At 52.4% G+C, this 14,711-nt stretch carries 17 protein-coding genes; 3 read left to right on the top strand and 14 right to left on the bottom strand.

The window, feature by feature from the left end; all coding sequences use genetic code 11:
* Positions 1 to 11: 11 nt before the first annotated feature.
* The 9 genes from PJI16_09800 to PJI16_09760 form a co-directional block, all read right to left on the bottom strand.
* The gene (locus PJI16_09800) at positions 12 to 3,152 is read right to left on the bottom strand and encodes a discoidin domain-containing protein (GenBank protein MDT3777847.1); all 3,141 of its coding nucleotides are present in this window, start codon (positions 3,150 to 3,152) and stop codon (positions 12 to 14) included.
* On the bottom strand, positions 3,149 to 3,985 hold the full coding sequence (locus tag PJI16_09795) for a carbohydrate ABC transporter permease (protein MDT3777846.1): 837 nt from the start codon (positions 3,983 to 3,985) through the stop codon (positions 3,149 to 3,151). The genes PJI16_09800 and PJI16_09795 overlap by 4 nt, the downstream gene beginning before the upstream one ends.
* Before the next feature lie 256 nt (positions 3,986 to 4,241).
* A complete protein-coding gene (locus tag PJI16_09790) occupies positions 4,242 to 4,403 on the bottom strand; it encodes a hypothetical protein (GenBank protein MDT3777845.1) in 162 nt (53 codons plus the stop codon).
* 267 nt (positions 4,404 to 4,670) lie between these two features.
* A complete protein-coding gene (locus tag PJI16_09785) occupies positions 4,671 to 5,552 on the bottom strand; it encodes a sugar ABC transporter permease (GenBank protein MDT3777844.1) in 882 nt (293 codons plus the stop codon).
* Positions 5,549 to 5,740 (bottom strand): hypothetical protein, encoded by a 192-nt coding sequence (locus PJI16_09780; protein MDT3777843.1) that lies wholly within the window; start codon positions 5,738 to 5,740, stop codon positions 5,549 to 5,551. The genes PJI16_09785 and PJI16_09780 overlap by 4 nt, the downstream gene beginning before the upstream one ends.
* A 228-nt stretch (positions 5,741 to 5,968) precedes the next feature.
* Entirely contained in the window at positions 5,969 to 6,151 is a 183-nt protein-coding gene (locus tag PJI16_09775) for a hypothetical protein (GenBank protein MDT3777842.1), read from the bottom strand.
* Positions 6,152 to 6,445: 294 nt separating this feature from the next.
* Positions 6,446 to 6,709, bottom strand: coding sequence for a hypothetical protein (locus PJI16_09770; GenBank protein MDT3777841.1), 264 nt, complete (start codon positions 6,707 to 6,709; stop codon positions 6,446 to 6,448).
* A gap of 364 nt (positions 6,710 to 7,073) precedes the next feature.
* Complete coding sequence (locus tag PJI16_09765) at positions 7,074 to 8,390, bottom strand: sugar ABC transporter substrate-binding protein (protein ID MDT3777840.1); 1,317 nt, start codon at positions 8,388 to 8,390, stop codon at positions 7,074 to 7,076.
* A 234-nt stretch (positions 8,391 to 8,624) separates the two neighbouring features.
* Complete coding sequence (locus PJI16_09760; protein ID MDT3777839.1) at positions 8,625 to 8,771, bottom strand: hypothetical protein; 147 nt, start codon at positions 8,769 to 8,771, stop codon at positions 8,625 to 8,627.
* A 171-nt stretch (positions 8,772 to 8,942) separates the two neighbouring features.
* Between PJI16_09760 and PJI16_09755 the strand changes: the two genes are divergently transcribed.
* Positions 8,943 to 11,264 (top strand): SEC-C metal-binding domain-containing protein, encoded by a 2,322-nt coding sequence (locus PJI16_09755; protein MDT3777838.1) that lies wholly within the window; start codon positions 8,943 to 8,945, stop codon positions 11,262 to 11,264.
* A gap of 391 nt (positions 11,265 to 11,655) precedes the next feature.
* On the opposite strand, the gene PJI16_09750 is transcribed toward PJI16_09755, so the two are convergent.
* Entirely contained in the window at positions 11,656 to 11,826 is a 171-nt protein-coding gene (locus tag PJI16_09750) for a hypothetical protein (protein MDT3777837.1), read from the bottom strand.
* Between the two features lie 45 nt (positions 11,827 to 11,871).
* Here PJI16_09750 and PJI16_09745 point away from each other — a divergent pair, with 45 nt between their 5' ends.
* Positions 11,872 to 12,576, top strand: a complete 705-nt coding sequence (locus tag PJI16_09745) for a hypothetical protein (protein MDT3777836.1) — start codon at positions 11,872 to 11,874, stop codon at positions 12,574 to 12,576.
* A 135-nt stretch (positions 12,577 to 12,711) separates the two neighbouring features.
* Here PJI16_09745 and PJI16_09740 read toward each other — a convergent pair whose 3' ends face one another.
* Positions 12,712 to 13,011 (bottom strand): HigA family addiction module antitoxin, encoded by a 300-nt coding sequence (locus tag PJI16_09740; protein MDT3777835.1) that lies wholly within the window; start codon positions 13,009 to 13,011, stop codon positions 12,712 to 12,714.
* Positions 13,012 to 13,024: 13 nt separating this feature from the next.
* On the bottom strand, positions 13,025 to 13,303 hold the full coding sequence (locus PJI16_09735; GenBank protein MDT3777834.1) for a type II toxin-antitoxin system RelE/ParE family toxin: 279 nt from the start codon (positions 13,301 to 13,303) through the stop codon (positions 13,025 to 13,027).
* Between the two features lie 167 nt (positions 13,304 to 13,470).
* Between PJI16_09735 and PJI16_09730 the strand changes: the two genes are divergently transcribed.
* Complete coding sequence (locus tag PJI16_09730) at positions 13,471 to 13,755, top strand: hypothetical protein (GenBank protein ID MDT3777833.1); 285 nt, start codon at positions 13,471 to 13,473, stop codon at positions 13,753 to 13,755.
* Positions 13,756 to 13,876: 121 nt separating this feature from the next.
* On the opposite strand, the gene PJI16_09725 is transcribed toward PJI16_09730, so the two are convergent.
* Together PJI16_09725 and PJI16_09720 are read right to left on the bottom strand one after the other, a co-directional pair.
* Positions 13,877 to 14,263 carry a hypothetical protein gene (locus tag PJI16_09725; GenBank protein MDT3777832.1) on the bottom strand — a complete coding sequence of 129 codons (387 nt, stop codon included), beginning with the start codon at positions 14,261 to 14,263 and terminating at the stop codon, positions 13,877 to 13,879.
* A gap of 41 nt (positions 14,264 to 14,304) precedes the next feature.
* The gene (locus PJI16_09720) at positions 14,305 to 14,682 is read right to left on the bottom strand and encodes a hypothetical protein (GenBank protein MDT3777831.1); all 378 of its coding nucleotides are present in this window, start codon (positions 14,680 to 14,682) and stop codon (positions 14,305 to 14,307) included.
* Positions 14,683 to 14,711: the final 29 nt, after the last annotated feature.

The following is a 14,711-nucleotide window of genomic DNA, read 5'->3' as shown; positions in this document are numbered from 1 at the left end:
GCCAACCGGTTTTATTGGGATGTTGTATGCACGTTCACAGGGTCTCCGTTGAATGTTACCTTGAGGTCTCCCTTCAGGGAAGCTGGAAAAACCACGCCGCCGGGTGGCATGGAGGATCCTTCCAAATCAACGAGTACCTGCCCATCCTCATCACGCGCCGTATATGAGACCTCGCCATACGGGGTTTTCAATCCACGCACCCGAATCCCTTTACCTTGTAACCAATGACGCGGCAGACCGGCACCGATGACCAGAGAGCCGGTTTCTGGATCGGCATAGACAAACAGATCAAGCACCGCCCGGATAAAATCCGATCCCACCCAGGTATGGGGCATATCACCAATGAAACGCGGTACCCGTTCCTGCCGGCCGATCACCTCGCTCCATTGGTTCCACGCGGTCGGGCGACGGTCATGCATATAAAAATCAAGCAGGGCATGGGCACGTTCCACCTCTCCCAAGCGCACAAACGCGCTGACCTGCCGAAATTCATATGGTGTATAGACCTCCCACGCTTTTTGGTCATCGCGCCGGGATACAAACTCGGACCAGGCTTTTTCAAACGTGGCTATCAGCAATTCTCGTGGCAGGGCTGCCGCCGCCCCGGTCGGTGAAAGCGCGATCGTGGTGGATGTCGGGTCAAAATCTTTTCGGTCTGCGGCCCCCGGCACATGCCCAAGTTCTTTGCCCACCAAACTGACAGACGCGCTGATATCTGCCGCAAATTCAGCGGCATCGGCCCTGATGTCGACTGCCCGGTCAGCGTGACCCAGTTCCTCAGCCAGAAACGCCGCATCATTCAATCCTTTCAGACCCCAGAAATTATCCCAGAATGAATAGGCCGGACGGTCCAAATAACCTTCATGGCTCACCGATGCCGGTAACAGACCATAGAATGCCTTGCGATCATCTTGACGGTTATGCTCCGTGCGTTCCGACAGCCTCAAGGTATCGAGGGCCGCCGCCGCCTTATCCACATGAGGCCACATCATCTCGGCAAAGGCACGATCCCCGGTGTACCGGTAAATATCCACAATCAGAAAAATCAGTTCTCCATGGCTGTCATTCTCCACAACCGGATCCGCGCCACGCTTGTCCACACAGCAGGGAACTTTGCCACTGGCGAACTGGTGGGGTGCGTACCAGCGGGCATACTCAACCGCAGGGTCATTGTGCCCGAGACGCAGGAAACTTTCACTCATCATCGCACCATCACGTATCCACGAACGGGCATAGGTGCGTGGACCCGGACGCAGTGCCGGCCCGTCGCGCGTGATCAACATATGAGCCAACGCGGTTTTCAGACTATTGAGCATCGGCATGGATTCAGGCGGGCCCGAAATGGTCACCTGATTGAGCATGTCCCGCCATTCCTCGGCTGCGGCCTTTTCTCCGGCATCAATGGCCCTGCGGTTCAGGTCGGGCGCACGCCTCCTATCGGAACCGAGCACCGTAACGACAGAAACTTCGTAAATCTCACCCGGCTTCAGATCACCATGAAAATACATGACCCCGGAACCGAAGCCTCCCGGCGCCACAAGGCTTTGCGAAACCGTGCTTGCTCCGACATCCTGCACATGCGGAAACCCGGCCCGTTCAAATTCCGCGAGCGAAACATAGTCCGGCTTCAGATCAGGATATACGGACCAGTCACCATTCACCTGAAACGCGGCACCATCCCAGCCGATTCGATCAATGTTGCTGACACCACCCACAAGGTTCAGAATCTGCGTAGGCGGATCGACCTGCATGGGGCGGATGGCAAGAGCCAGGGTGAACGTTCGAGGGATCGCGCCGGTATTGACCACACGATATCTGGTCACCACATCCCGGGCATGGCCATCCGTTCCCCCTTCCCGTCCAGCAGGAACAGGCGGACGATGTGCACTGATCTCCAATGAGAGGTCCTCATGAGTCCGGCGCACGCGCGGCAAGGGCAGATACTCATCCAGCAGGCTGTGATGATGTTCGCCATCGGCCCAGCTCAGCACCGACCCATTCTCAAGAAGAAACGGCTCAATTGAGAATGCGCCGGGGCCCGGTTCCATGGCGCCATCTTCAGACAGCATGGCCGACCGGCCACCCTGTGGAGGGCCAACGACGGTCCAGTAAATCTGCTCCCCAAAGAAACTGCGCGGATACGATCCCTTTTTGGCTTCCCTGGCTAAGGACAGAAGAAATTGATTGTCATTCTGCCCGAATTCCGGTGGTTCAATCCGAGCTTCCCGCAAGCCAATCCGGCCTTCCGATGCCGGGGTAAGTGAAAGACGAACATAACGCCCGAACGCCTCTGCCGTCCGCACATACCCGATAATTCCTGGCGAGGAAGGCCCGGTTCCCCGTTCCCAGTCCGGCATGGTCCAGTCTGTTCCATCTTCGGAAAGGGCCAGGTCCATCGCCTCCGGAACCTGGCCCTCGGCCCATCGCAAGGTCAGTCCGCCAAAATCGCGCAAATAGCCCAGATCAAAGATCAGGTCCGTGGGTATTTCGGCCGTCCAGGTTGTTTCCGGATTACCGTCAAGGACGGCAGGGACAGGGATGTCGCCGGCCATGGCCACGACCGGCGGAATCACGGCGGGCGGCTCAGGAAGCGGACGAATCTGGAGGGCATCGAACTCGACCGTACCCTCGTCACCGGTTTCGCCAAGAATCACAAATTCAAATTTGGCGATGGTGTTCAGATTCTGGTCCTTGATCGGACCCCAGGCAAAATGGATATCGCTTCGCCGGATACGAACGGTTGTCCAGTCATCAGGAAATTCGTAATCATGAAACTGCTTCCACCAGACATTCGCGCCACTGACATCAACCAGCCGAATCTCAAAAGTAGATTGTGGCGCATGCCCCCTGAGTGTAAATGCGATCTCGAAATTGTTCGACAGATCAAGCTGAATGGCCCGATGTGCATTGGCGGCCCCGGCAGTTCGAAGTTCATAAGACAGTTGAAGCGCACTGCCCTTCACGCCTTCTGCCATCCTGAGCGAGGCCTCGCTGTATTCCGTCGCGATGGTCTTCCATTCCCCGACATTCTCAAAACCATCAAGCAACCGAAAATCATTGGCGGCAGGATTCTCCCCAAATGCGCACACCGGCAATAACAACCAGACCATGCCGACAAACAGGCAGCATGATGTCCGCCATGAACCTCTCATCCTTTGACACTTCCCGCAAGATTTCCGCTCATATAAAAACGCTGAAGCATCAGAAAAAGAATCAAAACCGGTGTCACAGTGATCACGGCCCCGGCCATCATCAGTTCGACATCCTGCACATGCTCACGCGACAAAGAGGCCAGCGCAATCGGCAGAGTATATTTATCCCTGTCGGTCAGCACGATCAGCGGCCATAAAAAATCATTCCATGCAGCCATAAAGGTAAACAGCCCCAGTGTGATCAGAATGGGTGTCAGCAACGGCACCACGACCGACCGGAAAATGCGTAGTTCACTGGCCCCTTCAATCCTGGCCGACTCGATCAGTTCCGTCGGAATGGACAAAGCATACTGCCGTACCAGGAATATACCAAATATGCTGGCCACAAAGGGGATCAGCACACCGATCCAGCTATTCACCAACCCCATCCCTTTCAACATCAAAAAAAGCGGAATCATGGACACCTGGGCCGGAATAACCAGGGCACTCAACAGTCCGCGGAACAACAGGTGCCGACCTTTGAACTCCAGTTTGGCAAACGCATATCCGGCAGCCACATTAAACGTGAGTGACAACAGGGTAGCCGCCGTCGCGACAAACAGGGAATTCAAGAAGTTTCTTCCCATGCTGGAATATTCAAAAAGCTTAATATAATTGGCGACCGTCGGATGCTCCGGCAACAGCGGCGGCGGGAAATTGCTGGCTTCTCCCGGAGCCATAAAGGACACACTCAGCATCCACAGCAACGGGAACAGGGCAAACATGGAAAGAAACGACAGGCCGATATTCACGCCGGATCCTCTCCATAGTTGTCTCATAGGCTTACCAATCATACCGAATTTATAGCTCCCCGCACTTCATGTGCATCCCTGAAAGTCTTGACTCGCTTGCTCCGACGCCTGCCGTCCGGACCAAGGAGCACGTTCTCCTCACAACAAGATCTTACGATAGTGATTCCAATGAATTTCCAAAGTCATCCCTATCTGGATTCCTCGCGGCGCTGCGTGACGCCTGCCGTCCGGTCCTTGGGTCGGACGCTCTTATCACCTGGCGGACTTTGTTTGAGCGTAGCGAGTTAGGCCGCCCTCCTCAATCTTGCGCCCGACCCATCTTAATGTTCCCGGACGGGGCGTCAATGGTTTTGGCCACTTTTGCCGAAACAAAAGTGGCTCGACCGCCGGGGCGAAACCCGGCAACACAGAACATCACGTTGACACGAGAGTAGCAGCCACCAGTGCGATGCGCTCTCATCCCAACAGGATTTTCCTATAGTGATTCCAATGAATTTTCAAAGCCATCTTTATCCGTATGCCCTCCTCGCCCCTGCAATGACGCCTTCCGGCTGGCCCAAGGGAGGGACGCTCTAATGGCGGACCTTGTTTGAGCCAGGCGAGTTGGGCCGCCATCCAGAAATTTGCGTCCCGCCCCTCTTTTGAAGCCAGACGGGGCGTCCATGGTTTTGGCTACTTTTGCCGAAACAAAAGTGGCTCGGCTGCCGGGCGAAACCCGGCAACAAACCTACACTCCACTCCCATACCGACGCATCACCATAAGCTGGCCGATTGCCGCCACAATCATAAAAACAAAGAGAATAAACGCCACGGCAGATGCCGACCCCAGGCTCCACCATTTAAAACCTTCTTCATACATCAGATAAATAATGCTGAGCGTACTCTGGACGGGTCCGCCCTGTGTCATCACATAGGGTTCGGCAAACAATTGGAAGTATCCGGCCATGGTCAGCACCCCGACGAGAAACAGTGAGGGAATAAGGGAAGGCAATGTGACATGGAAAAAACGCTGAAGGGCATTGGCCCCGTCAATCCGTGCAGCCTCATACAAATCGCCGGGTATCGCCTGGAGACCCGCCAGGAGAATAATCATATTGTAACCAAAGTTTTTCCAGACCGCGAAAAGAATGATGGACGGCATGGAAAAATGCGGATCACCCAGCCAGTCCACAACAGGAAGGCCCAACCAATCGAGGGAATAATTAATCAAGCCATAACGGGTATGCAGAAGATAACGCCAAATCACCGCCACGGCCACAATCGTCGTCACCACCGGCGCAAATAGTGCCGTCCTGAAAAATCCCTTAAACCGCACCATCTGCCCGTTCAGCAGCAGTGCTCCCGCCAGTGACACGAACACCGAGAGGGGGGCACCGACCAGCACAAAATACAGCGTATTACCCAGTGCCTGCCAGAACAACGGTCGTTGCAACAGCTCAATATAGTTTTGGAATCCCACGAATCGCAGGTTGGAAAGGTCGGCCAGGGCATAAATATCAAAATCCGTCAGACTGAGAGCCAAGGCCGCCAGCACCGGCAGAAAGAAAAAGACGGCAATGATCGCCAGCGCCGGCCCGGCAAACAGCCAGCCTGCCACGGACGATTTCACGACGGGGCTCCCTCTTCACGCGCCAGCATCCAGCGACGTTTCTCCAGAATGCGACCAATCCGGCTATCCAGTTCACGCGCCGCTTCGGCAGCCGTCCATTGCTCATGGACTGACCGCTCGGTCACAACGCGCAATTCTTGCACGGGATGTTCCCCCTTTCTAAAATCATGTCGGGTCTTGGGAATCACGCAAACCTTCATCACGTATCACAATGTCCGCAAGGTGGTGATGTATCTGATCAAGTGACTGTATGATTTAAGGTTTCAGGAAACAGCGATGCACTTTGGAGTGGAGAGCTATAGCGTCGTGAGCTGGGTATGGGCAAAAGTCCAGGCGGGGGGGGCCGGACAGGGACGACGTAGGTTTCTGATCAATATGGTTGACCCTATGGGGGGTCGCACGTACGGACCGTTGATTTACTGAGGCTGATGTTTGCCGTCCATGAGATTTGCAAGGCTACGAAGCGCCTGGTTCACCGATTCGGAATTGGGAAATCGTTCGGCTACATCAGGGGCTAAAACAACCACGTTCGATCCTTGATGGTAGGCTTTTGCATATTTCCCCCTCACACCCAGTGAAAAATCATATTCCTTTCTCATCTTATCATTTTCAGATTCCGTGCTCATAAAATTCTTTAGAGGTGTTCCACTCAAATCTCAAATTGGCCGGTTAAAACCATATCACACGAAAAACCGATTGGCCAGATGAACAACACGGTAGAATCCAGAATAACCAAGTTGACGCGAAAGAATGACTGATGGTTTTTACTCGTGACGCCTGCCGTCCGGTCCTTGGGTCGGACGCTCTTATGAATGGGCGGACTTTGTTTGAGCCCTTCGAAAACTCAGGGCAGGTTCCGCGAGCTGGGACACTTTAATTAAGGGGTACATAGTTTAGGCAGTCGCTCCTGGCCTTGTGGTGTGGCCGAGCAGTGCAGCCGACACCGGAGAAAAGTCGCGCATTGTTTGAGCGTAGCGAGTTTGCGCGACGCCGGAGTCGGCGAACCGCGCAGGGAACCCGAAGGGCCACACCACGGCCAACCTGGTTTTGGGTCCTTTTGCCGAAACAAAAGGACCTCGCCACCCGGGGCGAAACCCGGCAACATAGAAAACCAGGTGGCAACGAAATTTCCAGCCACCAGTGCAATGCGGTCTCATCACAACGCATTTTTCCAATTGTGATTCCAATGAATTCCCAAAGGCCTCTTTATCCGCCTGCCCCCTCGCCGCTTCCTGACGCCTGCCGGCTGGCCCAAGGGAGGGACGCTCTCATGGCGGACCTTGTTTGAGCCAGGCGAGTTGGGCCGCCCTCCGAATTGCGTCCATCCCCTCTTATGAGGCCAGACGGGGCGTCCATGGTTTTGGCTACTTTTGCCGAAACAAAAGTGGCTCGCCTAACAGGGGCGAAACCCGGCAACACAGAAAAACATGTGAATACGAGAGCAGGGAAATCATTACGATGCGATCACCAGCCAGCGCTTTTTCGATAAAAAAAAACAAGTGGGATTTCTCACAGACGATTTCACGACCCGTCTCCCCCATCCCGCGCCAGCATCCAGCGACGTTTCTCCAAAATGCGATCGATCCGGCTATCCAGTTCACGCGCCACTTCTTCAGCCGTCCATTGCTCATGGACTGCACGCTCCGTCACCATGCGCAATTCCTGCACGATGCGTTCCCACTCCGGGATTTTCGGTGCCGGTAGCGCACGCTCAAGCTGTTCCCTGAAGGCCACGAGGTACGGATCTGATTCAAGCCGGTCTCCGCGCCAGCTTGACCGACGCGGCGGCAGATTCCCGCTGATCTCATAAAACTGTTGCTGGATTTCGGGACGGGACAGAAATTCCATCAGCCGGAATGCTGCATCTTGATGCTCTGAATGTTTAAACACCACCAGGCTGGAACCGCCCGCTGTAGAGGCACCCGGACCCGAAGGCCCAGGCAGGATGGCCGTCATCCAATCATCCTGCAGATCGGCAGGCAACCGGCGACGGAATTCGCCAATATTCCACGGCCCGGTCAGATAGAAGGTAAAGTGGCCGCGTGCAAACTCATCCCATACATTGGCAATGTCGGTTTCACTGGAAGGTGGTGCCAGCCCCTTTCGAAAAAAGTCGAGATAAAAATCAAGAGCGGACACCAGCTCAGGACTGGAAAAATTGCCATACCGATTTCCGTCCCGCAGCAACGGCACCCTTTGTTGAAGAGCAAGAGACACCTGCATCTCATACTCATTCAGTGGCACGTAAAAGGCAAAGTTGTCTTTCCCAACATGTTGCTTCACGGCCGTTGCGGCCTGCATCCATTCAGCCCAGTCACGTGGGGGGCGAACAATTCCAGAAGCCTTAAGAATATCCTGCCGGTAAAAGAGGAGCCGCGTATCCACATACCAGGGCACCCCGTACAAGGTATCGCCAACGACGTTCGTCGCCCAAATCCCCGGGAAATAATCCTCTTCCTTAATCACGGAAGAAGCACCTGCCCTCTCGTCCAGCCCGGCAACGGCATCAAGCGCAGCAAATTCCGCTATCCAGGTATTGCCCATCTGGGCGACATCAGGCAGGGCGTCTCCGGCAAAAGCCGTCAACAGTTTTTCATGAGCCGAGGTCCAGGGAATCTGCTGGACAATGACGCGAACCCCAGGATTCTCGCGTTCAAACTCTTTGAGAACCTCCGGAACAATTTCCCCTTCACGACCCATAGCCCAGAACTTAATTTCCAGAATGTCATCCTGCCCGCTCCCGTTTGTGCATGCGGCAAACATGGCACCCAGCACCACGGCAAGCGCAAATATGGCCGATATTGTTATTCCAGGTCTTTTTTCCCAAGCTGGTGCCATGCTGTATAGTTTACTTTCTGAGCGGATGCCTGCGGCGTCAGTCGGTAACCCGTAGATTGTCTGGATATGACGTAGCCTTACATATGGCACGGCTACACCGGAATAGGTTATCAGAACTTGTATTGAAAGCCGAACTAAACGGTATGCAGAGTCGTTGCCAGCCATTCAAGCCTGCCCAAATTCGTATTCGGGCGATTACCCGGGTTGGAAATCCAGCTATTACGATTGCCGGAATTAGCCCATTGAAGACGTTGGTGGCTTCAATAAACCTTTCACCGCCTTAAACACCGCAATCACAGCTAGGCTGGAATGGTGCGTGCTGTCGTCAATTGATGAGACTAACACAAACGACGAGAACCGTACGCGGTGGGCGGCTGGCATGGCAAGACTTTTCGAAAATGACTCCCGCCCCCTTTGTTTCGACCTTTTGAGGCGTCCGTCAAACCCGGATCAGTTCACTGTGCTCCTTTCCTTTCTTTTAAGCTCAGACCACTTGACCAAGCCATCCACATTCATTAGCGTCTCCATACCTCATCACCCAATGGATTCCAGGTGACAGAACATAACGAGTTACCTCCGTCAAACCTAGATCCTTTCATTGCTGTTTCACTAGATGCCAAGAGACGCCTAGAAACTGCGACACAAACACTCGTGCGATTAGGCGAGGAAATAGATGCCGAGATTTTATTCATTCACCTACTCGTGATGCTCAGTATGGTTCCTATAGATTCGTCTCGGGAATCCACCCATGGCACAGTGTCGGTAAAGAGTGAACTCCTCGCCTATCATCTGTTTCCTCTATTTGGTGTTAGTCAAGATAGAGCTATCCACCCCAATCACATAGACCACGCAATGGAATCGTTGGATGCAGCACTAAATGCCACGATGCAGATACATACCTTCGAGCGGGGACCGGGGGAACATCCAACTGAGGCAGAAGCCATCGCAGCACAGTTAGCACGCAAGACAGCTGTTATACGAGGGTCTGCATACCCCCATCAAACCCAGGAAGAAATCTCTGGCATACAGGGCCAGTTTGAATCTTGGTTCAAAGCGCGCGCAGGCATTGGACCGACACGAGCTTGTGCGCCACTTTTCGCGATCATCAAGACTCAGGAGATTCAGTCAAATGAATGGCTGAGCCAGCTCCAATCTGCCTATGCAAAAGGCATTAAGTTATGGAAGGAGCTTCGCAAGCGAAAACGAAAGGTCTCAACGGCCGAAACACGGACTTTTTTTAGCTGCTTCCCAACGGCAAAACATGCTGGGTTTTCAAGTTACGCAGAGAAGCTGCTGGAGCTTTCGCCCGACAAGATCCCGACATCTAGAGAAACCATTCAGATTGAGCCAAAACCATCAGAGGAGGAGTGGCTTGCCTTGATCAACTTGATTGGATGTTCACATGAGACGAGAAAGACGATGATTGCACCGATAGACGTGAGCAGGCGCCCTCTTTTCGTGGTCTCACAAAACCGGGTACTCCTGTGTGACACGTCGAATGCTCTTGATCAATTGTGGACCGCGTTTGAGGAAGTCGCACGAGCTGAAGAGGCTTTCTACAGTGGGCCATACTCATCCAAAAGAGGAATTTGGCTTGAACAAAAGACAGCTGAATACATGGGACGTCTTTTCCCAAAGGCTAATACATACCGCAAACTGTCATATCCAGACCCTGATCGACCGGGAGGCGTTACGGAGCTCGACTTTGCTATTCACTGGCCTCCGTTTCTAATTCTAGTTGAAGCTAAAGCCGCACAGTTTCGCCTAGCTTCTCAACTTGGGGACATCGCTAAACTACGGTCAGACCTCAAGGCAAATATAGAAGACGCATTCAAACAAGCGAGAAGGGCTGCGAGATACATTGATTCTACGAATGCCGCAAAATTTATCGAGCAGATCACTGGAAAAGAGCTGGTCGTTAAGAAGGCGGATATCGAAAAGTCATACATTCTCACCATCAGCCTTCATCACCTTTCGCAAATAGCTACCCGTTTAGCATCCGTCGCTTCGTTAGGACTGTTCCGGGATCGTGAGTACCCCTGTGCAATGTCCATTGCAGATCTCGAAGTTGTAACTGAATTCTGCCCTGGCCCCGATGCATTCCTCCACTACGTGGATCGGAGAATTATGCTTGAGAAAGAAACCATGGAATTATTAGCTGACGAGTTGGATCTGTTTGGGGCGTACTTGAAGTCTCGATTACAACCGAATCTCCTGTGGGGACGAAATCAGGAAGGAAAATACAACTTTGTGTGGCTACAAGGCTTTCAAGAACCTTTCGACTTCATGGTCGAGTACCGCCGAGGTGCCCGAACGGAAGCGCCTGTTATCGAATTGGAGGTGCCCGAGGAAATCAAAGCACTGTTGTATGAACTCCGAGGCAGGAAGGAAGACCCTGGAGCACGATGGATCGCTTTTTCAATCTTAGGACTATCTGATGCTAACCTCCATATGCTTGCTCGGATGATGGCTGAATTTCGAAGGCAGAACCCTGCACCAGGGCAGATAATGCGCAATACCGTCACTCTGAATGATCTCGTTATCACTGTGATAGCCTGCAAAAACATGCAGTTTGATCAGCTCTACGCGTCAACTCATCAGCGATCTATTTTGGAAAAGTATCGGCGACGCGCAACCACAAGCATTGGATTCGGGCTTGACCTTGCCGATCCTATGAAGTCATTCCACTTTGCTATTTGGACCAATTGGCCGTGGCAGCACGACTCTGAACTAGAGAAGTTACTTCAGGAAGATATTCATTCGATGCCAATTGCTGGCCAACGCTTACCTGGACCCAATGAGCCATGTATCTGCGGTAGCGCTAAGAAGTTTAAGAAGTGTTGCCGAGATAGAATCCAATCTCGTCGAAATTAGGGTTCAAGTCTGTTGTTGCAAGATTTGTTTTTCATTCGTTCTAGTTTTTTTCCGAAAAGACTTCTCGGTTTAGCGCCTCGCTCGGATTTGGGCGCCAGCCCAGCTAACCCCGCCGTAACTGGTTAACCCAAAATAGGCCGCGGTGGCCTGCAACGGCCAATCACAGAGCTGGGAACGGGATACAGCGCCACTTTCCTGCCTTCTCCCGCGCCCCCCGTCGTCAGGTTCTTACTGAGGCCCCCGTCACACCGTACAAGTTCGCGACCGTCTGCACGATTCGCCTCACCAACGGCCGTATCGCCACTTGGGCACGTCGGGCATGTTCCTGGGAGAGCTTCCCCATGGTCAGAAGAAGTCCCCAGCGAATCGCCTCACTGCCCAGCACCGGGGATTAACGATCGGCAGCGTAAAAGGCTTCAATCGCCTCCTCATTCCCCTCTAAGACAAACCCCTGGAAGTCGGTGCGCTCCCAAACCCCGCCAAGACTACCTGGACGAAAAGCCAGGGCGGAGCCGCCTTGCCTCGAAATACATCGTATGGCTGCTCCACGGATACGCCTCATGCGCCGTTGTAAGAGACAGGAATATTAAATTGTCTTGGGATATAATTGATCGCAGGGATTACTATTGAGGCAACGGAACTCCCAGCAGCTTTAAAAAAGACCTATTCCTTTGGTGGCGGTGCGATTTTTCCCTTTATAATGATAGTGGTTCTTGTGGGAGGGTTGACCATAGATGAAGGGAAAAGTCTCCCACCTAATAATGAAAACACCCCGATTTATCAGTGTAGCATGGGGTTTCCGGGTTGGGGAGAAATGCAAAAGTCTCCCACTTTTCCCAAACGGGCAAAAGAAATTCCAATAGCAAAAGGAGGGCTGCACATGGGAAATTTTCACCGAAAGGACGACACACACAAAACGCTACGACGGCTAACATTTCATCCGAGCGACATTGAACATGATGGATTATTGTTTGCCTTTGAAGAAGGCCGAAAGCAAGCCTTTGATGAGTCATTTGAGTATGCACTTAATTATTTTCTAAGTACCCCTGAAGGGGAGAAGTGCGACAATCCCAAGCTCCACGTCGCTCTTAACCTCATTGACCATCTTGTTAATCGTATATGGGACCTACAAAATAATTATGAAAGGTTGGAACATGAAAACGAATTTAAGGCTGAAAAGCTCCTAGAAAATTGGGAAAAAATTGCAAGGCTAAAACATGAACAGGATATGAGTGAAAATAAAATTTCTTCCAAATCAATAATCGAATCAGACGGAAGTTCCAAGGGCAGCAAAAATTGCGAAAGCGAATAGGAAAACTACGATCGGAGAACCAAGCAGGGGCTGGCCCCACGAAACTTTATGGAGCAACATGCTCAACAGTCTTCTTTAACCTGTCCGTGAAAACAGGGGAATACCACTCATTTCCACACCATAAAACGATTTTCCCTACACCCTTGCTTCTTCCCGGACCGAAGCTACCGAACGAACTTTGATTTTCCCCCGTTCTACCTGTGCGAGTTCATACGCTTGCTGAAGTGCTAACCAGCTTTGCGCTGTTCCGCCAAAAGCCTTTTCCAACCGCACGGCCATTTCCGGTGAAACGCCGGCCTGCCCATTGATAATCCTCGACAACATATGCCGGGTAATCCCCAATATTTTGGCTCCATCCGTAACCGTCAATCCGAGGGCTTCAAGGCAGTCCCTCCTGATCGAGCGGCCCGGATGCGGTGGATGATGCAGTCCCATAACATACTCCTTTCTAGTGGTAATCAACCAAATTCACATCAAAGACGTCCCCGCCTTCAAAACGAAAAATAATGCGCCAGTTTCCAGTGACCTTAATACTCCAAAACCCTTTTAACTCCCCTTTTAACGCATGCAGGTTCCATCCCGGAAGGCTCATGGCCTTCACACCCTCGGCCACATTCAACCGCGCCAGGATATCGTCAATGATCGGCACCAGATGCGGGGTTAAGCCCGATGGGTCTTCCTTATAAAACCACCGTTTCAGACCCCGATGCTTAATACTGACAATCATTCATTATAGTGTGCACTACTGATGCACAGTCGTCAATATCATGAAGTATGGCCTAAGACTCTAAACATGCCTCATGGGCAATTTGACGAAATTTGAACGGTTGTCTAGAGGTCAAGTCCTTTGGTGAGAGTATTATCTGCCGGTGTTAGGCACGGAAGAATTTTTTTGTGTACGCAAAGAACAAGGGGGAGCACCTCCCGCGAAAGCTACTACTGGAGGTCAAAACCGATGCGGGCAACTTAGAGAAGCTCAAGGCGTTGAGGAGATTCTCACCGGTTTTCGACATGACCTCCCATGGTACCAATACCCATGTGAATATCGAGAGAAAATTAAACCGTCGAAAGAGATTGAAGGAATGGACAGCAGGCGGAGTCGGCGGATGGATGATGGCAAGAGCCGGCCGCTCATTTGGGAATGGGGTGGGACGCTTTCCCGAACAAACCCGCCCGTAAGAAGAACGGCTCTTCCCCCATGGCATGGGCCATGCCACTTGACTGTGAGTCGGGGTTTCACACTGCATTCCCGAAGATGAGGAAAACCAGGACAAATGTTGGATGAGAGAACCGGGAGGAATTATGGGGTCAAGAGGCAGGAGTACTCAGCGTATTCAAAGGATTTCTCAAATTCAATTTTTTCCTGTCGATAGTTCTCTTCAGCTTCAATCACTTCCTTCGTCCGGGTTGGGGCTTTCCACGAGGCCTGGTTGCAGGCTACGGCTTTTCCTACGTTAAACACTCCGCCTCGTGCACACAACACCCCTAGGTCCGCATAAGCTAGACGCTCCCGATTCCTGGCCGATTGTAACGTCCGTTGATACCCGGTCAGATTTTTTCGCGCTTTGATCACTTTTTCTACTGCGATGCCACAGGAGGGAGCATACGGTTCGCTACCGGCAGGCCACGCCCAGGCAACGAGAAGCAGGAGAGGGAGAGCTATACCAGGTAAAATTTTGATCATCACAAATTGATTCCGGATAGAATGTTTACGATCATCGTGCCTGGTTATGGCTCAAACAGACAGATCTGCTTGGCCTGTTGAAACAATTCTTCAAACGCTCGCCTCTCCTGCCGGTATTGGTCTATTTCCGCCAAAGCAAACTTATCGGGTTTTGGGCTGTGCCATTGCGACTTGGAACAAATGACCGGTTTATCCGCACCACCACGGCTCCCGGCAACACAGGCCTCCGCTTCACCATATGCGCCGGATTGATGGGCTCTTAACATTTCCATGGTACGACGGAATGGGACGAGCGCCTTCCGGGCCGTATCAATCTTTTCTAACACGATCTCACAGGATGGAGAATTGGATTCGGCGAATGTCGGAGTAGTAAATACAACCGCAAGGCCGAGGATGGCGAGAGAAGAGAAAAGCTTCATCATCAGTTCCGGTTAAGGACAACTCGAAGAAG

The organism is Nitrospira sp. MA-1 (assembly GCA_032139905.1).
GTDB lineage: Bacteria > Nitrospirota > Nitrospiria > Nitrospirales > UBA8639 > Nitrospira_E.
The sequence above is the reverse complement of the archived record's forward strand: the minus strand, read 5'-3'. Positions and strand labels throughout refer to the sequence as shown.